The organism is Kitasatospora sp. NPDC023118, from assembly GCF_055560875.1.
In genome coordinates, this window is the sequence record NZ_JBVHHW010000001.1 from 187,630 (window position 1) to 207,714 (window position 20,085).

22 protein-coding genes are annotated in these 20,085 nt (G+C 71.7%); 14 read left to right on the forward strand and 8 right to left on the reverse strand.

The features are described 5' to 3' along the window. Window positions 1-30: 30 nt before the first annotated feature. Entirely contained in the window at window positions 31-408 is a 378-nt protein-coding gene (locus tag ACZ3UD_RS00800) for an ArsR/SmtB family transcription factor (protein ID WP_380609326.1), read from the forward strand. A 160-nt stretch (window positions 409-568) separates the two neighbouring features. Next, window positions 569-1,147 (forward strand): dienelactone hydrolase family protein, encoded by a 579-nt coding sequence (locus ACZ3UD_RS00805; RefSeq protein WP_465580759.1) that lies wholly within the window; start codon window positions 569-571, stop codon window positions 1,145-1,147. Window positions 1,148-1,214: 67 nt separating this feature from the next. Here ACZ3UD_RS00805 and ACZ3UD_RS00810 read toward each other — a convergent pair whose 3' ends face one another. Next, window positions 1,215-1,661 carry an Lrp/AsnC family transcriptional regulator gene (locus tag ACZ3UD_RS00810; protein ID WP_465580761.1) on the reverse strand — a complete coding sequence of 149 codons (447 nt, stop codon included), beginning with the start codon at window positions 1,659-1,661 and terminating at the stop codon, window positions 1,215-1,217. Between the two features lie 93 nt (window positions 1,662-1,754). Between ACZ3UD_RS00810 and ACZ3UD_RS00815 the strand changes: the two genes are divergently transcribed. Further along, window positions 1,755-2,579 carry an LLM class flavin-dependent oxidoreductase gene (locus tag ACZ3UD_RS00815; protein ID WP_465580763.1) on the forward strand — a complete coding sequence of 275 codons (825 nt, stop codon included), beginning with the start codon at window positions 1,755-1,757 and terminating at the stop codon, window positions 2,577-2,579. After that, the gene (locus tag ACZ3UD_RS00820) at window positions 2,576-3,013 is read left to right on the forward strand and encodes a nucleoside deaminase (protein WP_465580765.1); all 438 of its coding nucleotides are present in this window, start codon (window positions 2,576-2,578) and stop codon (window positions 3,011-3,013) included. The genes ACZ3UD_RS00815 and ACZ3UD_RS00820 overlap by 4 nt, the downstream gene beginning before the upstream one ends. Before the next feature lie 221 nt (window positions 3,014-3,234). On the opposite strand, the gene ACZ3UD_RS00825 is transcribed toward ACZ3UD_RS00820, so the two are convergent. The 4 genes from ACZ3UD_RS00825 to ACZ3UD_RS00840 all read right to left on the reverse strand — a co-directional run bounded on the left by ACZ3UD_RS00825 (window position 3,235) and on the right by ACZ3UD_RS00840 (window position 5,490). Further along, window positions 3,235-3,582 (reverse strand): VOC family protein, encoded by a 348-nt coding sequence (locus tag ACZ3UD_RS00825; protein ID WP_465580767.1) that lies wholly within the window; start codon window positions 3,580-3,582, stop codon window positions 3,235-3,237. A gap of 166 nt (window positions 3,583-3,748) precedes the next feature. Next, window positions 3,749-4,219, reverse strand: coding sequence for a hypothetical protein (locus ACZ3UD_RS00830; RefSeq protein ID WP_465580770.1), 471 nt, complete (start codon window positions 4,217-4,219; stop codon window positions 3,749-3,751). Window positions 4,220-4,439: 220 nt separating this feature from the next. Further along, window positions 4,440-4,631 carry a DUF397 domain-containing protein gene (locus ACZ3UD_RS00835; protein WP_465580772.1) on the reverse strand — a complete coding sequence of 64 codons (192 nt, stop codon included), beginning with the start codon at window positions 4,629-4,631 and terminating at the stop codon, window positions 4,440-4,442. Window positions 4,632-4,641: 10 nt separating this feature from the next. Next, a complete protein-coding gene (locus tag ACZ3UD_RS00840; RefSeq protein ID WP_465580774.1) occupies window positions 4,642-5,490 on the reverse strand; it encodes a helix-turn-helix domain-containing protein in 849 nt (282 codons plus the stop codon). Window positions 5,491-5,679: 189 nt separating this feature from the next. Here ACZ3UD_RS00840 and ACZ3UD_RS00845 point away from each other — a divergent pair, with 189 nt between their 5' ends. The 4 genes from ACZ3UD_RS00845 (at window position 5,680) to dnaE (ending at window position 11,355) form a co-directional block, all read left to right on the forward strand. Continuing rightward, on the forward strand, window positions 5,680-6,042 hold the full coding sequence (locus tag ACZ3UD_RS00845) for an ATP-binding protein (RefSeq protein WP_465580776.1): 363 nt from the start codon (window positions 5,680-5,682) through the stop codon (window positions 6,040-6,042). Further along, the gene (locus tag ACZ3UD_RS00850) at window positions 6,039-6,293 is read left to right on the forward strand and encodes a hypothetical protein (protein WP_465580778.1); all 255 of its coding nucleotides are present in this window, start codon (window positions 6,039-6,041) and stop codon (window positions 6,291-6,293) included. Before ACZ3UD_RS00845 ends, ACZ3UD_RS00850 begins: the two co-directional genes overlap by 4 nt. A 156-nt stretch (window positions 6,294-6,449) precedes the next feature. Further along, window positions 6,450-7,667, forward strand: a complete 1,218-nt coding sequence (locus ACZ3UD_RS00855) for a hypothetical protein (RefSeq protein ID WP_465580780.1) — start codon at window positions 6,450-6,452, stop codon at window positions 7,665-7,667. A 154-nt stretch (window positions 7,668-7,821) separates the two neighbouring features. After that, the gene (gene dnaE, locus ACZ3UD_RS00860; protein WP_465580782.1) at window positions 7,822-11,355 is read left to right on the forward strand and encodes a DNA polymerase III subunit alpha; all 3,534 of its coding nucleotides are present in this window, start codon (window positions 7,822-7,824) and stop codon (window positions 11,353-11,355) included. Window positions 11,356-11,422: 67 nt separating this feature from the next. Here the strand turns inward: dnaE and ACZ3UD_RS00865 are convergent, their stop codons facing one another. Next, complete coding sequence (locus tag ACZ3UD_RS00865; protein WP_465580784.1) at window positions 11,423-12,310, reverse strand: LysR family transcriptional regulator; 888 nt, start codon at window positions 12,308-12,310, stop codon at window positions 11,423-11,425. 71 nt (window positions 12,311-12,381) lie between these two features. Between ACZ3UD_RS00865 and ACZ3UD_RS00870 the strand changes: the two genes are divergently transcribed. From ACZ3UD_RS00870 to ACZ3UD_RS00895, 6 genes are all read left to right on the forward strand, one after another. Further along, the gene (locus ACZ3UD_RS00870) at window positions 12,382-13,269 is read left to right on the forward strand and encodes a dihydrodipicolinate synthase family protein (RefSeq protein ID WP_465580786.1); all 888 of its coding nucleotides are present in this window, start codon (window positions 12,382-12,384) and stop codon (window positions 13,267-13,269) included. A gap of 131 nt (window positions 13,270-13,400) precedes the next feature. Continuing rightward, on the forward strand, window positions 13,401-14,447 hold the full coding sequence (locus tag ACZ3UD_RS00875; protein WP_465580788.1) for an aspartate-semialdehyde dehydrogenase: 1,047 nt from the start codon (window positions 13,401-13,403) through the stop codon (window positions 14,445-14,447). A gap of 298 nt (window positions 14,448-14,745) precedes the next feature. Then, window positions 14,746-16,032, forward strand: coding sequence for an NYN domain-containing protein (locus ACZ3UD_RS00880; RefSeq protein WP_465580790.1), 1,287 nt, complete (start codon window positions 14,746-14,748; stop codon window positions 16,030-16,032). 90 nt (window positions 16,033-16,122) lie between these two features. After that, window positions 16,123-17,121, forward strand: coding sequence for an ABC transporter ATP-binding protein (locus ACZ3UD_RS00885; protein WP_465580792.1), 999 nt, complete (start codon window positions 16,123-16,125; stop codon window positions 17,119-17,121). Further along, window positions 17,118-17,927, forward strand: a complete 810-nt coding sequence (locus tag ACZ3UD_RS00890) for an ABC transporter permease (RefSeq protein ID WP_465580794.1) — start codon at window positions 17,118-17,120, stop codon at window positions 17,925-17,927. The genes ACZ3UD_RS00885 and ACZ3UD_RS00890 overlap by 4 nt, the downstream gene beginning before the upstream one ends. A gap of 55 nt (window positions 17,928-17,982) precedes the next feature. Next, window positions 17,983-18,720, forward strand: a complete 738-nt coding sequence (locus ACZ3UD_RS00895; RefSeq protein WP_465580796.1) for a hypothetical protein — start codon at window positions 17,983-17,985, stop codon at window positions 18,718-18,720. Window positions 18,721-18,813: 93 nt separating this feature from the next. On the opposite strand, the gene ybaK is transcribed toward ACZ3UD_RS00895, so the two are convergent. Both ybaK and ACZ3UD_RS00905 read right to left on the reverse strand, forming a co-directional pair. After that, entirely contained in the window at window positions 18,814-19,308 is a 495-nt protein-coding gene (gene ybaK / locus ACZ3UD_RS00900) for a Cys-tRNA(Pro) deacylase (RefSeq protein ID WP_465580798.1), read from the reverse strand. A 16-nt stretch (window positions 19,309-19,324) separates the two neighbouring features. Continuing rightward, on the reverse strand, window positions 19,325-20,053 hold the full coding sequence (locus ACZ3UD_RS00905) for an LON peptidase substrate-binding domain-containing protein (protein ID WP_465580800.1): 729 nt from the start codon (window positions 20,051-20,053) through the stop codon (window positions 19,325-19,327). Window positions 20,054-20,085: the final 32 nt, after the last annotated feature.

The window sequence follows — 20,085 nt, forward strand, 5'->3', positions numbered from 1 at the left end:
ACCGGGTTATGAGGAGTTGAGGAGCTGCCTATGACCACGACCACGGCCGACGCACCCGTCTTCAAGGTGCTTCCGGAGCCGTCCGACCTGCCCGAACCGCTCGCCGAGCCGGCCGTCGAGGAGCTGCGCCTGGAGAACGTGATGGGCGCGCTCAGCGACCCGCTGCGGCTGACCATCGTCCGTAAACTCCTGCTGGAGTCCGAGGACTTCGACCACTCCTGCGGATGGTTCGGCTTCGACCGTCCCAAGTCCTCGCTCACGCACCACTTCAAGGCGCTGCGTGAGGCGGGGGTGACGCGCCAGCGCCAGTACGGGCTGGAGCGCCGCAGCCACGTGCGGGTGGACGACCTCAATGCCCGGTTCCCCGGGCTGCTCGACCTGGTCGCGGCCTGGACCCCGCAGGCCTGACCGGCACTCGGCCCCCGGCGGCGTAGGGCCGCCGGGGGCCGTCGGGCCGTCGGGCCGTCGGGGGCCGTCGGGCCGTCGGGCCGTGCGACCGGGCGGGTCGGTGGGAATGGGGGATCATGGGCGGGTACCCCTGATTTCGTCTGGTGAAGGACCCCGAACCGTGGCCCAGATCGTCCTCTTCCACTCCGCCCACGGCCTGCGCCCGGCCGTGCACGCCGCCGCCGACCGGCTGCGCGCCGCCGGGCACACCGTGCACACCCCGGACCTGTTCGAGGGGCGGACCTTCGACGACCCCGAGGCCTCGCGCGCCTACCAGGAGGAGATCGGCGGCAGCGACGAACTGCTGAAGCGAGCGGTCACCGCCGTCGCCCCGCTCTCCGAGGGCGGGCTGGTGTACGCCGGCTTCTCGCTCGGCGGCGCGATCGCGCAGAACCTGGCCCTCGCGGACGAGAAGGCGCGCGGCCTGCTGCTCCTGCACGGCACCTCCGACCTGCGGGAGGACGCGGCGACCTCGATCCCCGTCCAGCTGCACATGGCCGACCCGGACCCGTACGAGCCGGAGGACTGGCTGAACGCCTGGTACCTGCGGATGCGGCGCGCGGGCGCGGAGGTCGAGGTGCACCGCTACCAGGGCGCCGGGCACCTGTTCACCGACCCGGAGCTGCCCGACTACGACGAGGAGGCCGCCGAGCGCGCCTGGGCGGCGGCGGTGGACTTCCTCGCGGACCTGGAGGACTGATCCGGCGTCGGGTCGGCCGGAGCGGGAAGTCGGCCGGTCCGACGTCCCACTCCGGCCGGCCCGGGGTTCAGGGCCGCGCGGGGCCGCGGCGGGGGAGGGTCTGGCTGTAGACGACGCTGGTGGTGGTGCTGCCGAAGCCGGCGAGCTCGTCGACGAGGGTCTCCAGGTGTTCCATGGAGGTCGCGGCCACCTTCAGGGTGTAGCAGTCGTCGCCGGTGGTGCGCAGGCACTCCAGGATCTCGCGGCGGTCGGCGAGCACGCGGTGCAGCGGCTGGTGGCGGTTGCCCGGGTACTTTAGCCGGACGACGGCGAGCACCGGGTAGCCGACCTTGGCCAGGTCGACGGTGGCGTGGTAGCCGGTGATGACGCCCAGCGACTCCAGGTTCCTCACCCGTTCGGTGGTGGCGGAGGGGCTGAGGCTGACCCGGCGGCCCAGCTCGCTGAGGGAGATCCGGGCCTCCTGCTGGAGCTGGTCGATGATCGCCCAGTCGGTGTCGTCGAGGTTCGCGGTCACCGGGCGATATTACCGGGAGATTCGCGGCGAACGGCAGTGATCACCGGGAGGATCTTGTTCCGGGCGGGGTGTGCCCGGGAATAGCCTCGGGGCATGCAACTTGGCGTCAACGTACCGAATTTCGGACCGGGCACCGACCCCGGCGTGCTGCACGCCTGGGCGGTGGTGATGGAGGACCTCGGGTTCGACCTGCTGATGGTGTCGGACCACGTGGCCGTGACCGCGGACGTGGCCGAGCGCTACCCGGAGCCGTTCTACGACCCGTTCACGACCCTGTCGTGGCTGACGGGGGTGACCGACGGACGGCTGAGGATCGGGACGACGGTGCTGGTGCTGCCGTACCGTCACCCGCTGCTGGTGGCGCGGATGGCGGACAGCCTGTGCCGGCTCAGCGGCGGGCAGTTCGTGCTCGGCGTCGGAGTCGGCTGGGCACGGCAGGAGTTCGACGCGCTCGGGGTGCCGTTCGCCGCGCGGGGGCGGCTGACGGACGAGTACCTGGGGGCGATCCGGGAGGCCTGGCAGGGGCAGGGCGCCGCCGCGCCGCCGGTCTGGATCGGAGGGCACAGCGAGGCGGCGCTCCGTCGGGCGGTGAAGTTCGGCGACGCCTGGCACCCGCTGCGGCTGCCGATCGCGCGGATGCGCTCGGTGCTGGCGGAGCACGAGCTGCCGGGGTTCGCGCCGCGGATCGCGCTGCGCTTGACGGACGCGCCGGTGGACGACCCCGAACGGCTGGCCGGGGTCGGCGACTTGGCGCAGGTGATGGGCGACCTCGCGGAGCTGCGCGAGCTGGGCGCCGAGGCCGTGGTGCTGGACCCGTACCACGGGGACCCGGAGGAGACCCGTCGGTACGACCAGGCGTGGCAGGCTCTGACGACGGTTTCGGAACACTGGAAGGTCCAAGGGGAGGCACAGTCATGATCACGGTTGCCGACGAGGCGCTGCTGCGGCGCGCGATCGCCGTCGCGGCCCGGGCGGTCGAACTGGGCGACGCGCCGTACGGCTCGCTGCTGGCCGGATCGGACGGGACGGTCCTGGCCGAGGCCCACAACACCGTCCGGCGGGACGACGACATCACCGCGCACCCAGAACTCAAGCTCGCCCGCTGGGCCGCCCGGGAGCTGACCCCGGAGGAGGCCGCCGGTACGACCATGTACACCAGCTGTCAGCCCTGCGGCATGTGCGCGGGCGCGATCGTCCGCTCCGGGCTCGGGCGGGTGGTGTACGCGCTGGCGACCGAGCAACTCGTCGAGCTCAACCCGGAGTCGGGCGCCTGGCCGGTGGTGCCGCAGGACGGTCCGGCGCTGTTCGAGGAGGCACGCGGGCCGATCGAGACGTACTACCGGCGGAGTTGAGCCGTACGACTACCGGATCGGAATCGGCGGGGCGGGAGTTGGCGCTCCGCCGGTCTGCTCCCGGCCGCAGTGGGCTCGGCCACCGTTGATGCGTCTCAAGCGCCACCGGGCCGTGGCCACGAGGTATGACAAGCTCGCGGTTCGCTACGAGGCGACGGTGCTGGTCGCAGTCCTCAACGAGTGGCTGTGACCAGCACCGTCCCGGTGGCGCGGTAGAGGCGTCAGTGGTGGCCCAGCACGTTGACCACGCGGCCGTTGGGGTCGCGGACGAAGAACCGCCGCACTCCCCACTCCTCGTCCTGCAAGGGGTAGACGATCTCCGCACCGCTCTCCTGCATGACCGCATAGGCCGCATCCACGTCGTCCACCTCCACGCTCATGTCGGGGGTGAGCGGTGCCGTCTTGTCGCTGGCCATGATGCTGACCTGCGCCGCCGGACTGGACGGGGAGGCGAGTGTCATGATCCAGCCGTGGTTCATGACCTCCTCGAATCCCAGCAGGCCGTAGAACTCCCGGCTCTCCTGCGCAGCCTCTGACTGGATGTTGGGCACGACGCGACGGACGGACATGGGGCGACTCCAAGTGAGAACAGACGTGTCTCTGGAACTCCCAGGAGTACTACGGCACATCCGCCACCGCACGCAGAACTTCCGCGCGGTGGCCACCCGGTATGACAAGCGCGGCTAGGTGTTCCTCGGGACTGTCACAGCCGCAGCTGTCATCCTTTGGCTCCGCTCATGACCGGTTACCCGCGTTCAGGTCGAGTGCGGAGGCGCGGCCGACCGCGGCAAGCAGTTCGAGAGGCAGTTCCTTGTCGGCCTGGCCGATTGCGAGCGCGAGCCAACGACCGCGATCCCGCAGTGACCACACCTGCATGCTTATGGCCTGTTGGCTGAGGAAGTCGAGCGGCTCGGGAACCACCTCGCCCTCACAGCCGGCACTGAGATACGGCCTGAGGTCCACAACGAACGGATCACCCCAGCGCGTCGTCAGGCCTGCGACCAGGGCGTCGAGGCAAGCGCGCAGATCGGCCTCGGCCTCAACCCAAGCCTGCCCGTCATCGTCATCCCAGAAGTCTCGACTCACCCGCAGGACACGCACACGGTGCTCTGGGCCACCGCAGCCGGTGACGTCGACGAAGCTCGCCTCCGGGAACGGCTGTGCGAGCAACGTGTCAATCGCAGAAAGGTACTCCTCGGTGGTCATGAGCGCAGGCTATGGGGCCGTGCAGACAACCGGCACTGGCGAACAGTGATCGACCGGACAACTCCTACCGGACAACTCCTAGTCGTACCCGCACTCGGGGGAGCGCGCGGGGGCCACCCGGGCGTGGTCCCGGGCGGACGTCGCCCCGGCCCCGGTAGTTCCCGGACGAGCAGTTGCGGCCCCTCGCGCGAACGTGCGAGGGGCCGCGAAGGTTGGGGTGTTATGCGTGGTGGTCGAATTCGCCGGCTTTGATGCCGTGGAGGAGGGCGGCGAAGGTGGTGGGGGTGGTGCGGAGGATGAGGTGGCCCTCGTCGGACTCGCGGAGTTCGACCGCTCCGTCCGCCGTGCGAACCTCCACGCAGTCGTTACCGTTACCGCTGAAGGACGACTTCTGCCATTCGCTGCTGGTCATGTTGGGCCTTTCAAAGGTTTCTTGCGATCTTGCGGATCAGGTCGCGGGAATCGCTCTCACTCAGCGCCATTGATTCAGTGCGCTTGAAGATGGATCGATAGCTGGCTAGCTCGCTGGCGGCATCCAGGTGTATGGACCCGCGGGATGATTCGACCTCGATGGTGTCAAGCTCTGGCACCATTCCGGACGCATACACAAGATTCTCGACGGCGCCAGGGAAGGTATCGATATCGAACGGTACAACTCGGATGGTCATCCAGGGTTGTTCGGAATCCTCGATGAGCGAGTCGAGCTGTTCCCGGAGGATCGAGGTGCCTCCGAAGCGGGTCCACAGCACGGACTCGTAGATGAAGCAGGTGATCGGCTTCTGAGTGCGGCGCAGGTCGGCTTTGCGCTGCATCCTGAATGCGGTGCGAGCCTCCAACTCGTGGCGAGGTAGCGGAGGGATCAGGCGGCCGAAAGTGGACGAGGCATAACTGATGGTCTGGCAGGGGCCTGGCATGTGGGTGACGACCCACAGTGCCAGGCTGGTCGCGGCCTTCTCCAACTCGGCGATTTCGAGGAAGCCGTCCGGGATGGTGCCGCGATACTCCTCCCACCAGCCCTTGGACCGATCCTGAACCATGGACTCCAGGGCTTCGATCAGGGGCTCGTTCATGCACTTGCAGGCGGCGGCGAAGGAACGGAGCCGCTCGGGGCTCACACCGACCTTGGCCGCCTCTATCTGGCTGACCTGAGTCCTGTCGATGCCGAGATCTCTGCTCAGGGTGTTGGTCGACAGGCCGGCGGCCTCGCGCATCTTCCGAAGCTCAGCACCGATCCGGCGTTGACGGAGCGTCGGGTTGATTCGTGGCGGCATCGCTTCCTTCCTTGCCGAGGTGCCTCCAAGTCTGCCGCGCTGCTGTGCGCGGGGTCCACTTGAGGGTGAACCCGTCCGGGTTGGAATCACATGTGACGTCGACTGCGGTATGGTCGACGTCACGCGATCCGATGGATCGTCAAGTCTGGCTGTTGTCACGCCACTTCTTCGCATCTCGGGAGCTCTCCCATGCGTCACATCAACACGCCCTCGCTCGCCATCTCCCGGCAGTCCCTCCGGGACGCCATGGGGCGGGTCGGGTACCCGCCCTCCGTGATCGCCGACGGGGAGCTCGCGCTCGTCGAGCTCCTCGTGAACGCCTGGCGGCATGGCGCCACCCCCGCGCCGGTCGTCCAGATCCTCGCCATCCACCGCACGCTCCGGGTGGCCGTCGCGGATGAGAGCCCGACCATGCCGGAGCGGTGCATGCCCGGCCTCCTCGCGGAGTCGGGCCGGGGGCTTCAGCTCGTGGAGGGGCTCACGCACCGCTGGGGCGTCGACCTCCAGGAAAGGGGCAAACTGGTCTGGTTCGAGCTGGACTCCGTCGCGTGAAGCGCCGACGCCGGCCGATGACGCCGACGGATCCGCGCATCCGGGGCTACCGGGACGAGCACGTCCTCGCTCTCCTCGGTGAACTCCACGAGCGCGGCAAGAAGTTCGGGCTGGTCTGGCCGTCTGCCTCGACGGACCGCACGCTCGACGGGCGGGTCCTCGTCCGGTTCAACACGGCGCCGGTCTCGACCCTGCTCAACCTCCTCACCCTGCTCCTCGACGCCGAGCGAGACCGCCCGTGCGATTCCTGATCGGGGCGGCGTTCGCCGCCCTCCTCGCCCTCGCGTTCGCGACCGTCGCCCTGGGCGTGATCACCGCCCTCCGCGCGACCCCTCCGGACGAGGACGCCTGACCCCCGCCGGCCCCCGCCGCCCGTGCGCCGGGGGCCGGCGGGCACGATGGACCCCATGCGCACCGACCACTACGCACCGGCGAACACCCTCCTCGGCCTCCTGCAGCGCGGCCGGGGGCTGGGGGCGTTGATGGCGGCGGAGGATCCGCCGTCGGCCGCCGAGCTGGTGTACGCCTGCATCCGCCGGGAGTGGCGCCGGGACTCGGTGGTCGACGAGCGGCACCTCTATCTCGCTCGGCTGATCCGGGACCTGGAGCTGCCGCTCCAGCCCGTGACCGACATGCTCGCCGGAGACGAGCACACCTGCGCACGGGCGACCAGGGTGCTGGAGCTGCTGGCGCTCGGCGGCTCGCCCGAGGCCCGGGACGCGCTGCGGGCGTACGTCCGGGACGGCGAGCGCTGGGTGGACGTCCTGCAGTCGCTGGCCGCCCGCTGGCCCCGTGAGTGGTGGGACGACCTCGAAGGCGTCGCGGCGGCACGCCTGCAGGAGGGCGTGGAGGATCCGGCGCCGTGGGAGTTCCCCTGGATGCTCTGGGGTCTGCGTGGGCAGGTGCCGAAGCCTCCGGCCGAGAAGCCGGCGCCGACGGAGGGGCTGACCAGCGCGGAGCTGCTGGAGCTGCTCGCCGACCCGGGGGAGCCGGAGATTCGCAAGATTGCCGCGCTGACGCGGCTGGCACAACGTGAGCCGGAGCCGGGCCTGGTTGCGCTGGTGCCCTTGCTCGGGAGAGCGGACGGCAGGTACGCCCTGACGTCGCTGGGGCGGGCGGTCTGGAAGCTCGGTGCCCTGGCGATGCCGGCCGGGCGGGACTGGGCCGCCTCCGACACGCGCTGGCTGGCGCAGCTCGGGCACAACGTGCTGGAGCGGTACGGCGGGAAGGGGGACCTTCCCGTGCTGCTGGCCGAGCTGGAACGGGACTGGGTGGAGCGGGTCTGGTGCGGGCCGATGTACACCGCCCGTGGGCTGGCCCGGTTCGGGCCGGAGGCGGGGGAGGCGGCCTCGCTGCTGCGCCGCTTCTGGCTCCACACCCCGCACTCGCACGAGCGCCCCGCGTACCTGGAGGCCCTGGCGGCGATCGGGTCGGCCGGGACGGCCGAGGCGTTCACCGAGTCGCTCTGGGACTGCGAATCCGATGCCCGACTGTTGGGGATCGAGCACGCTCCGGAACGGCCCGAGGTGAGCGCCCGTCTGGCCTACCTGCGAGACGATCCGATGGAGGAAACGGCGGTCCGGGAGGCCGCCGCGGTGCGACTGGCCCGGGGCGGGGCGGGCTAGAGTAGACGCGTGAACGTGTGAGTGATGGTCCGGACCCCGAGAGGTGTTCCGGGCCACATCCATTTCCAGGCCACCTCCATTTCCAGAGGCGCCCCTGTGACCTGCACGTTCGCCGGCCCACCAGACCAGCACCAGAGCCTCCGGAGGCCCCGCCTTGAGCGACCAGCCGTTCGCGCATCTGCACGTCCACACCGAGTACTCGATGCTGGACGGTGCCGCCCGGCTGAAGCAGATGTTCAAGGAGGTCGAGCGGCTGGGCCAGACCCATGTCGCGATGACCGACCACGGCAACATGTACGGCGCCGCCGAGTTCCACAAGCAGGCGACCGCCGCCGGGATCACCCCCGTGATCGGCATCGAGGCGTACGTCGCGCCCGAGTCCCGCTCGAACACCAAGCGCGTCCTGTGGGGCCAGCCGCACCAGAAGAAGGACGACGTCTCCGCGTCCGGCGCGTACACCCACAAGACCATCTGGGCCCGGAACAAGGAGGGCCTGCACAACCTCTTCAAGCTGACCTCGCGGTCCTACGCCGAGGGCTGGCTGGTGAAGTGGCCCCGGATGGACAAGGAGCTGATCTCCGAGCTGTCCGGCGGTCTGATGGCGACCACCGGCTGCCCGTCCGGTGAGGTGCAGACCCGCCTGCGGCTCGGCCAGTTCGACGAGGCCGTGAAGTCCGCCGCCGACTACCAGGACATCTTCGGCAAGGAGAACTACTTCCTGGAGCTGATGGACCACGGCCTCGACATCGAGAAGCGGGTCCGCGACGGGCTGCTGGAGATCAGCAAGAAGCTGAACATCCCCCCGGTCGTCACCAACGACTCGCACTACACCACCGAGGCCGACGCCGGCGCCCACGACCTCCTCCTCTGCGTCCAGACCGGCAAGAACCTCTCCGACCCGGACCGCTTCCGCTTCGACGGCACCGGCTACTACATCAAGTCCGCCGCCGAGATGTACGCGCTGGACTCCTCGGACGCCTGGCAGGAGGGCTGCCGCAACAGCCAGCTCCTCGTCGCCTCCCGGGTCGACACCGAGGGCATGTTCAAGTTCAAGAACCTGATGCCCCGCTTCCCGATCCCGGAGGGCTTCGAGTCCGAGGCGGACTTCTTCAGGTCCAAGGTCTGGGAGGGCATGGACTGGCGCTTCCCGGGCGGGTACGACGAGGAGCACAGGAAGCTCGCCGAGTACGAGATGGACACCATCATCCAGATGGGGTTCCCGGCGTACTTCCTCGTGGTCGCCGACTTCATCATGTGGGCCAAGAGCCAGGGCATCGCGGTGGGCCCCGGCCGTGGTTCGGCGGCCGGTTCGCTGGTCGCGTACGCGATGGGCATCACCGACCTCGACCCCATCCCGCACGGCCTGATCTTCGAGCGCTTCCTCAACCCTGAGCGCATCTCCATGCCCGATGTCGACATCGACTTCGACGAGCGTCGGCGCGGTGACGTGATCCGCTACGTGACGGAGAAGTGGGGATCCGACAAGGTCGCCATGATCGTCACGTACGGCACCATCAAGGCGAAGGCCGCCATCAAGGACTCCTCCCGAGTCCTCGGCTACCCGTACGCGATGGGCGACCGGATCACCAAGGCGATGCCGCCGGACGTCATGGGCAAGGGCATCCCGCTGTCCGGCATCACCGACAGCTCCCACCCGCGCTACGGCGAGGCGGGCGAGATCCGCGGGCTGTACGAGACCGACCCGGACGTGAAGAAGGTCATCGACACCGCGCGCGGCATCGAGGGTCTGATCCGCCAGCCCGGCGTGCACGCGGCCGGCGTCATCATGTCCGCCGAGCCGCTGACCGACCACATCCCGGTGTGGACCCGGCACACCGACGGCGTCACCATCACGCAGTTCGACTACCCGACTTGTGAGGGCCTCGGCCTTCTCAAGATGGACTTCCTCGGCCTGCGCAACCTGACGATCATGGACGACGCCGTCAAGGCGATCGAGAAGAACAAGGGCATCAAGATCAACCTGCTTGATCTGCCCCTGGACGACAAGCCGACCTACGAACTCCTCGCCCGCGGTGACACGCTCGGCGTCTTCCAGCTCGACGGCGGGCCGATGCGCTCGCTGCTGCGCCTGATGAAGCCCGACAACTTCGAAGACATCTCGGCCGTGCTGGCGCTGTACCGCCCCGGCCCGATGGGCGTCAACTCCCACACCAACTACGCGCTGCGCAAGAACGGGCAGCAGGAGATCACCCCGATCCACCCGGAGCTGGAGAAGCCTCTGGAGGAGGTGCTCCGCCCGACGTACGGCCTGATCGTCTACCAGGAGCAGGTGCAGAAGGCCGCGCAGATCCTCGCCGGCTACTCGCTCGGCCAGGCGGACCTGCTGCGCCGTGCCATGGGCAAGAAGAAGAAGGAGATCCTGGAGGCGGAGTTCGTCCCCTTCCAGAAGGGCTGCCGCGAGCGCGGCTACTCCGACGCGGCCATCCAGGCGGTGTGGGACGTCCTCGTCCCCTTCTCCGGCTACGCGTTCAACAAAGCGCACACCGCCGGGTACGGGCTGGTCTCGTACTGGACGGCCTACCTCAAGGCCAACTACCCGGCCGAGTACATGTCCGGCCTGCTCACCTCCGTCAAGGACGACAAGGACAAGTCGGCGGTCTACCTCAACGAGTGCCGCAAGATGGGCATCAACGTCCTGCCGCCGGACGTCAACGAGTCGGACTCGGACTTCACCCCGCATGGTGACGACACGGTCCGCTTCGGCCTCACCGCCATCCGCAACGTCGGTGGGCCGGTGGTCGATTCGATGATCCGGACGAGGAAGACCAAGGGGAAGTTCAGCTCCTTCCCCGACTTCCTGGACAAGGTGGAGTCGGTGGTCTGCAACAAGCGGACCGTCGAATCGCTGATCAAGGCGGGCGCCTTCGACTCGCTCGGGCACACCCGCAAGGGCCTGAGCGCGCAGTTCGAGCCGATGATCGACAACGTGGTCGGCGTGAAGCGCAAGGAGGCCGAGGGACAGTTCGACCTCTTCGGCGGCGACGCGACCTCGGACGAGCCGAGCTTCGGGCTGGACGTCGTGTTCTCCGAGGAGGAGTGGGAGAAGTCCTTCCTGCTCACCCAGGAGCGGGAGATGCTCGGCCTGTACGTCTCCTCGCACCCGCTGCACGGCATCGAGCACGTGCTCGCCGACAAGGCGGACTGCGCGGTCGCGGACCTCGCGGAGCGGCCGGACGGGACGATCGTCACCATCGGCGGCATCATCTCGGGCCTCCAGCGGAAGATGACCAAGCAGGGCAACGCCTGGGCGATCGCCACCGTCGAGGACCTGGCGGGCTCGATCGACTGCATGTTCTTCCCGGCGAGCTACCAGCTGGTCTCCTCCCAACTGGTCGAGGACGCCGTGGTGTTCGTCCGCGGCAAGCTGGACAAGCGGGAGGACGTGCCGCGGCTGATGGGCATGGAGCTCTCCGTCCCGGACCTGTCGAACGCCCACGCGGAGGCGCCGATCACCATCAACATCCCGAGCGGGAAGGTCACCCCGCCGCTGGTGGCCCGGCTCGGCGAGGTGCTCGGCAGCCACCGGGGCACCACCGAGGTGCGGGTGCGGCTGGAGAGCCGCAACAAGACGACGGTGCTGCGGCTGGACCGGCACCGGGTGAAGTCGGACCCGGCGCTGTTCGGGGACCTGAAGCAGCTGCTCGGGCCGAGCTGCCTGGCGGTCTAGCGCGGGAACCGGGCCCGGGGTGCTCACGTGGTTGAGCGCCCCGGGCCTTTCGCGTACTCGGCAAGCCTCAGGACCCGCTGCCCAGCCCCGGCGGCACCGCCGTGTGCAGCGCCGAGACGAAGGCCGAGATGGCCGGGTGGGAGCCCGCACCCGCGCGGAACGCGGCCCGGGTGCGGCGGTACATCGGCAAGCGGGTGAGGACGACCCCCGGCGGCTGCTGGGCCGTGCCCAGGTGGGGGACCAGGGCGACGCCCTGGCCGGCGGCCACGAGCGCCAGCACCGTGGTGAAGTCGTCGATCTGGTGCCGGATCCGGGGCGCGAAGCCCGCCGCCTCGCAGGCGCGGACGGCCATGGTGTGGCACAGCGTGCCGGGCGGGGACATGATCCAGGGCGCGCCGCGCTGCTCGGCGACCGTGGCCGGGGTGCGGGCGGCCAGGTACATCGGCTCGGTGAAGACCGGACGGGTGACCGCGAGGCCCGGCTCCGGGTCGGTCGGGACGAGGTCGTACTCGTGGACCAGCGCGACGTCCAGCTCGCCCGCGCGCAGAGCCGCGCCGACGGCCGCCGGGTCGACCTCGGTGACCATCGGCTCCAGCCCCGGGTGCCAGGAGGCCAGCTCGGCGAGCACCGCGGGGATGATCGCGCGGGCCGCGGAGGGATAGGTGCCGATCCGCAGTGGGCCGGCCAGTCCCCGCTTGGCGTGGGCGAGTTCGGCGCCCGCCTGCTCCAGCAGGGCGAGTACGGACTCGGCGTGGCGGACCAGGTTGCGGCCGGCCGGGGTGAGGGTGACCCGCCGCCCGGTGCGCTCCAGCAGCGGGACGCCCGCCTCCTTCTCCAGGACGGACAGCTGCTGGGACACCGCCGAAGCGCTGAAGGACAGCGCCTCGGCGACGGCGGCGATGGTGCCGAGGTGGGCGAGTTCGCGCAGCAGGCGCAGGCGTCGGACATCGAGCATCGGCTCAGCTTACGAGAAGCGTCGGAAATGTGAACTGGACCTGCGCTATCCGCGGCCGCAGGATCGTCGGTATGGAACTCAAGGGCATCCACGTCCCCCTGATCACCCCCTTCGCCGCCGACGGTTCGGTCGCCCTCGACGCGCTGGAGAAGCTCGCGTACGAGGTCCTGGACGCCGGGGCGGCCGGGCTGGTCGCGCTCGGCACCACCGGCGAGCCCGCCGCGCTGACCGCCGAGGAGCGGGACGCGGTGGTGGACGTCGCCGCGGCCGCCTGCGCGGCGCGCGGGGCGCAGCTGATCGTCGGCGCCTCCGGCGGCGACACCCGGGCCGTCGGCGAGGCGCTGGCCGCGCTCGCCGCGCGGGTGCCGCGGGCGGCGGCGCTGGTGACCACGCCGTCCTTCGTCCGGGCGGGCGAGGCCGGGACGCTCGCGCACTTCCGGGCGCTGGCCGCGAGCAGCCCGCTGCCGCTGGTCGTCTACCACATCCCGTACCGCACCGGGCAGCAGCTCTCCACCGCCGCGCTGCGCGAACTGGCCGCGATCGAGGGCGTGGTGGGCGTCAAGTACGCGACCGGCGGGCTGGACCGGACGGCCGCCGAACTGCTCGCCGACACCCCCGAGGGCTTCGCGTTCCTCACCGGGGAGGACGCCTTCCTGGCGCCGATGCTGGCGATCGGCGCGGCCGGCGGCATCCTCGCCTCCGCGCACCTGGCGACCGCCCGCTTCGTCGAACTGCACGAGGCCTGGCGGGCCGGGGACGTCGAGCGGGCCCGGGCGCTCGGGCACCGGCTGACCGCTCTGGCGCTGTCCGCGTTCACCGCGCCCAACCCGACGGTGACCAAGGGCGTGCTGCACGCCCAGGGCCGGATCCCGACCCCGGACGTCCGGCTGCCGCTGCTGCCGGCGGGCGGGGCGGAGGTCGCGGCCGCGCTTGAGCTGGCGAATGGTCTGGACCAGTAGTCGGCTGTCCGGGCCACCTCTCCCACCGTGGCCCCTCTCATACCGTGAAATGGCAGGTCGTTCGACGCCCGTGGCAAGGCATGATGGGCAGAGTGCGGCTGTAGACAGCACCATTCAGAGGAGTAGTCGGAATGAAGATCGGCATTGTCGGGGCCACCGGCCAGGTCGGCGGCGTGGTCCGCGAGATCCTGGCGGAGCGCGCTGGACTTCCCGGTGGAATCGGCCCGGTGGAGCAGCTGCGGCTGTTCGCCTCGGCGCGCTCGGCCGGGCGCACGCTGCCCTGGCAGGGCACCGAGGTCACCGTCGAGGACGCTGCCACGGCCGACTACACCGGCCTGGACATCGTGATCTTCTCGGCCGGCGGTTCCACCTCCAAGGCCCTGGCCCCCAAGGTGGCCGCGGCCGGTGCCGTCGTCATCGACAACTCCTCCGCCTGGCGCCGTGACCCCGAGGTCCCGCTGGTCGTCTCCGAGGTCAACCCCGAGGCCATCGCCGACCGCCCCAAGGGCATCATCGCCAACCCGAACTGCACCACCATGGCCGCCATGCCCGTGCTGCGCCCGCTGCACGAGGAGGCCGGACTCGCCGCCCTCGTCGTCTCCACCTACCAGGCCGTCTCCGGCAGCGGCGTGGCCGGCGTCGCCGAGCTGCGGGACCAGGCCGCCAAGGTCGTGGACGGCGCCGCCGCGCTCGCCCACGACGGCGGCGCCGTCGAGTTCCCCGAGCCCAAGGTCTACCGGCGGCCGATCGCCTTCAACGTGGTGCCGCTGGCCGGCTCCATCGTGGAGGACGGCTCCAACGAGACCGACGAGGAGCAGAAGCTCCGCCACGAGAGCCGCAAGATCCTCGGCATTCCTGCTCTGAAGGTCTCCGGCACCTGCGTGCGCGTGCCGGTCTTCTCCGGCCACTCGCTGCAGATCAACGCCCGCTTCGAGCGCCCGATCAGCACCGAGCGCGCCGTCGAGCTGCTCACCGGTGCCCCCGGCGTCGAGCTGTCCGAGATCCCGACCCCGCTGCAGGCGGCCGGCCGGGACCCGAGCTACGTCGGCCGCATCCGGGTGGACGAGACCGTGGAGAACGGCCTGTCGCTGTTCGTCTCCAACGACAACCTGCGCAAGGGCGCCGCGCTCAACGCCGTCCAGCTGGCCGAGCTGGTCGCCGCGGAGCTCAAGGGCTGACACCCGGCCGAGCTCCAGGGCCGGCACCCGGCCGAGCCCGAGGGCTGACCGGATCAGCCGTCCGTGACGTTTGGCGGGCCCCGTCGTTGAACGGGGCCCGCCTTCGTGTTTCTTTGCGACTCATTGGGGCGGCTGTTGCGGGACCGGGACATCTGCCGAGGTTCGGGGCGCGAACCAAGGGGAAAAGGTGACCCAACGATCGGGCGGTCACGGGGGCCCCTCACCCCACCACGCGCGGACGACGGGCGGACCGCCCACCCTGACTGACCTTCGAGGGCGAGCGGAAAGAGGTGCGCGGATGGACCGCTGTGTCGTCCTGGTGGACGCCGGATACCTGCTGGGCGCCGCCGCCAGCCTGCTCGCCGGTGACCCTTCCCGCTCGAAAGTCACCGTGAACCACACCGCGCTGATCAGCGCCCTGCGCGAGCGCGCCGAGGCCGAGACCGGGCTGCCCCTGCTGCGGATCTACTGGTTCGACGCGGCTCCCGACCGCCGCCCCATGCCCGAGCACCGGCGGCTGCGCGTCCTGCCCAGGGTCACCGTACGGCTGGGCGCCCTCACCCGGGCCGAGGGGCGCTGGGTGCAGAAGGGCGTCGACGCCGCGATGCACGCCGAACTCTCCGAACTCGCCCGCAACCGGGCCTGCGCGGACGTCGTACTGATCACCGGCGACGGGGACCTGCTGCCCGGGATGATGACCGCCAAGGAGCACGGGGTGGCCGTGCACCTGTGGGCGCTGCAGGCCGCCGACGGGGACTTCAACCAGTCCGAGGACCTGGTCGGCGAGGCCGACGAGCGGCGGGTGCTGGACCGCGAGTGGATCGAGGGGTCCTTCTCGCCGCGGGACAGCTCCAGCGTGTTCCCCGCGCCCGAGGCCGGCGGCGCCCGGCAGGAGATCGCCAAGATCCTGGCCGCCCCGCCCGCCTCGCTGCCGACCGTGGTGCCGCCGGGCGCCCGGCCCGCCGCCGCAGCCCCGGAGCCCGAGGCACCCGCCGCGAACGGGGGGTCGCAGCCGGCCGCGGCACTGCGGGTGGTACCCACCCCCAAGGACCTCGCCGGACGGGTCTCCGCCGTCGCGCCGACCACCCCGGCGGCCAACGGGCACGCCAACGGCACCGCCAACGGACACGCCAACGGCACCGCCGCCGGGCACGCGGCGGGCGGGCCGGTGCTGCGGTGGTCCTCCGACCGGGGCTGGGTGGACCGGCCCGCACCGGAGCCGTCCGTCACCGCCGGGGACAGCCTGCCGACCCTGGCCCAGCTGACCACCGCCGAGCAGCGCTGGGCCGACCGGGAGGAGGACATCACCTCGATCGGCGGCGATGCCCACGAAGTCGGGCAGGTCTTCGCCCGGCGCTGGAGCGACCGGCTCGGCGACCTCGAACGGCTCACCCTGCTCTGGCCCGACTACCCGCGCATCCCGCACCGGGTCGACGGCGAGCTGCTGCGTTACGCCGCCCGCTTCGGGCTGCTCGCGCACAAGGACGACCAGATCGACGAGCACGACCGCTACGCCATCCGGGCGGGCTTCTGGAAGGAGCTCGCGGCCCGGGTGCCCGGCGGCTCCATGGTCGTGGACGACTGAGGGCGGTGCGGGAGCGAGCCGAACCGGTGGTTTCCGGCGATCAGGCCCCCTTGTCCGGTTCGCCCGTGTGAGCGCGTAGAGTCTCCGGTCGTGAAAGAGACGGCCGGGCGAGCACCCCAGGACACCTCGCCGTGCGTCGCCGTACGCGACCTGGTCCGCACCTACCGCACCGGGCGCGGCACCGCCGCCGCCGAGGTCCGGGCCAACGACGGGATCAGCCTGACCGTCCGGCAGGGCGAGATCTTCGGGCTGCTCGGACCGAACGGGGCCGGGAAGTCCACGCTCGTGCGCCAGCTCACCGGGCTGCTGCGCCCGGACTCCGGATCGGTCGAACTGCTCGGCCACGACATCGTGCGGCACCCCGAGCGGGCGGCGCGGCTGCTCGGCTACCTCGGGCAGGAGTCCACCGCGCTGGACGAGCTGACCGTGGTGCTGGCCGCCGAGACCACCGGGCGGCTGCGCGGGCTCGGCCGGGCGCAGGCCCGCGCCGAGACGGCGGAGGTGCTCACCGAACTCGGGCTGGAGTCGATCGCCTCGCGGCCGCTGGCCAAGCTCTCCGGCGGGCAGCGCAGGCTCGCCTGCTTCGCGGCCACCCTGGTGGGGGAGCGGCCGCTGCTCGTGCTGGACGAGCCGACCACGGGCATGGACCCGGTCGCCCGGCGGGCCGTGTGGTCGGCCGTGGACCGGCGCCGCGCCGAGCGCGGGACGACGGTGCTGCTGGTCACCCACAACGTGATCGAGGCGGAGACCGTGCTCGACCGGGTCGCCGTGGTCGACGAGGGCCGGGTGATCGCCTGCGACACGCCCGGCGGGCTCAAGGCGCTGGTGGACGGCGACGTCCGGCTCGACCTGGTCTGGCGGGACGAGGCGCCGCTCGGCGTCCCCGCCGTCGCCGCGCTGGCCGAACGGGCCGAGCGCACCGGGCGCCGCTGGACCGTCCGCACCACCCCCGAGCAGGCCCGCGAGCTGGTCGCCGCCGTCACCACCGGCCCGGCCTTCGCGGCGCTCGACGACTTCACCCTCGCCACCCCGAGCCTTGAGGACGCCTACCTCAAGCTGGGCGGCCGCCACGGAGGACTCGCCAAGTGACGCTGCTCTCGGTGCCCCCGCGGACCGACCGGTCGACGGCCGGGCCCGCCCCGCTCGCCCCCGCCGCCCGGCTGCTGCCCTCGCTCGCCGCGGTGTACCGGGCGCAGCTCGCCCGGGCCAAGGTGGCGCGGATCCCGCTGCTGTTCGTGGCGACCTTCCAGTCCGTCGGCATCCTGGTGATGATGCGGGGCGTCGTGGAGGCCGGGCAGACCTCGGCGGCGCGGTCGGTGGTCGCCGGGTCGAGCGTGCTGGTGGTGGCGTTCGTCGCGCTCAACCTGCTCGCCCAGTACTTCGGGAAGCTGCGGGCCACCGGGGGCCTGGACCACTACGGGACGCTGCCGGTGCCGGCCGCCTCGGTGGTGCTCGGCGCGGCCGGCGCGTACGCCTCGTTCACCCTGCCGGGGACGCTGGTCACCGCGGGCATCGGCGCGGTGATGTTCGGGCTGCCGCTCGGGCAGCTGTGGGTGCTGCTGGCGGTCGTGCCGCTGGCCGGGGCCGCGCTGTCCGGCCTGGGCGCGGCCTGCGGGCTGCTGGCGCCGCGCCAGGAGATCGCGACGATGCTGGGGCAGCTCGGCATGTCGGCGGCCCTGCTGCTGGGCGTGCTGCCGGTGGACCACCTGCCGCAGCCGGTGCTGTGGCTGCGGGATCTGCTGCCCTCGACGTACGGGGTGGAGGCCTTCGCCCGGACCTTCGCGCCGGACCCGGACTGGGCGATGGCCGCGGCGGACCTGGGGGTCTGCGCGGCGGTCGGCGTGGTGTCGCTGGCGCTGGCCACCTGGGCGTACCGGCGGGCGGTCGCGCGGTAGGCCGATGCCCGGGCGGTGGGGCCGTTCGGGCGGCGGTCGTGAAACGATGGGGCCTGTGACCGTACCGAACACACCTCCGGATCCCGCCCGCGCCGACGTGGAGGCGGAGCCGGGTGCCGTGCCCGACCCGTTCGCGCCGCCCCCGGCGCAGGACGCGCCCGCTCCCTCGGTGGGGCGGCGGCTACTGCCGGAGGTGCGGATCGGGGCGGGCGTCGTGGTCGTCTGCCTGCTGGTCGGACTGGCGATGGCCGGGCTGTGGGTCTGGCTGGCGCCGAAGGTGCCGCTGCTGGTGGACGGCGACCGGATCCTCTACGCGGACCCCGAGGGCGAGCAGCGGGCGGGCGCCGACGCGGTGTTCGTGCTGATCGCGCTGGGCGCCGGGATCGTGACGGCGCTCGGGGCCTTCCTGGTGACCCGCAAGCGCGGCGGCGGCATCGCGGTCGCGCTGGGGCTCACCATCGGCGGACTGCTCGGGTCGATCGGCGCCTGGCAGATCGGACGCTGGCTCGGGCCCAGCGACAACCTGATCGCGGAGGCCCGGCGGGTCGGCAACGGCGGGCACTTCGACGCGAGCATCGACCTGGGGGCGCTGGGGGCGCTGCTGGTGTGGCCGATGGCGGCGATGGTGGTGCTACTGGCGCTGTCCGCGGCGTTCGGCAAGCGGGAGGAGGATCCGCCGCCGTACTGGGGGGCTCCGGCGGGGACGTACGGGGCCCCTGAGACTCCCCCCGCGGTTCCCCCGGCGGACGCGGCTCCGGCGGACGCGGCCGCGCGGGAGCGCGGGCAGGGCTGAGGTCCTCTCCGCAGGGCTGAGTTCCCGGGCGAGGCGGAAGGCCGGCGGTCCGGTACGGGCCGGGCCTTCCGCCTCGTGCCGTTTCCCGGGCCCTCAGCGGGCGATGGCGGCCGTGTGGGCGTTGGTGAGGGCGATCAGGTCGGCGGGGGCCAGCTCGACCTCCAGGCCCCGCCTGCCCGCCGAGACGTAGACGGTGGGGTGGCCGAGGGCGCTGGCGTCGATCACCGTGCGCAGCGGGCGGCGCTGGCCGAGCGGGGAGATGCCGCCGAGGACGTAGCCGCTGCTGCGCTCGGCGGCGGCCGGGTCGGCCATGGCGGCGCGCTTGCCGCCGACGGCGGCGGCCAGGGCCTTGAGGTCGAGCTGGCCGGCGACCGGGACCACGCCGACGGTGAGGGTGCCGTCCACGTCGGCGACCAGGGTCTTGTAGACCCGCTCGGGGGCGACGCCCAGGGCCTCGGCGGCCTCGCCGCCGTAGGAGGCGGCGGCCGGGTCGTGCTCGTAGGCGTGGACGGTGAAGGCGACGGCGGCGGTCTCCAGGGCGACGGTGGCCGGGGTGCCCTGGCCGCCCTTCCTGGGCTTCTTGGCCATGCGGGGGTGCCTTACGTCAGTTGGGGCTGAAGGACTGGCGGGTGAGGTCGACCGCGGGGAGCGAGGGCAGCCAGCTGAGGACGGCGCTCTCACGGCGCAGCAGGTCGAGTTCGGTGCGCAGCCGCTGGGCGGTGTCGGGGCAGGCGAGCAGCCGCTGCTTGACCGGGGTCTCGAACACCGAGGCGGCGGCCACCAGGTAGGAGAGCACCTGCGGGTCGTCGGGTAGCTGCGGGCGGCCCGTGGTGGTGGCCTCCTTCGCCCCGGCCAGGCGTTTCTGGTAGACCCGGAACGCCCGCTCGACCTCGGAGGCCAGGGCGCCGGAGCCCTCGCCGGACTGCTCCTCGATCGGCTCGATCTCGCCGGTCAGGTACGGACCGGTGACGTCCACCGAGCGCAGCCAGAACCGGGTGGTGCCGGTGACCAGCAGCTCGTAGCGGCCGTCGGACTGCTTCTGGGCGGAGGAGACGTCGGCGACGCAGCCGACGTGGAACAGCGCCTCCAGCGGGTCGCCGGTGACGGTGCCCAGGCCGTCGAGCGGGCCGGCCGGGCCCTCCTCGGGTCGGACCGGGGCGACCTCGCGGCCGTCCTTGATGGCGAGCACGCCGAAACGGCGCGGCGCGTCCTCGGGCTGTTCGAGCAGGTCGGCGACGAGACGGCGGTAGCGCTCCTCGAAGACGTTCAGGGGCAGCACGAGGCCCGGGTAGAGCACGGTGTTCAGCGGGAAGAGCGGCAGCCGTTCTGTCACGGCGGACAGCGTAGTTCCCCGGGCCCGGGCCT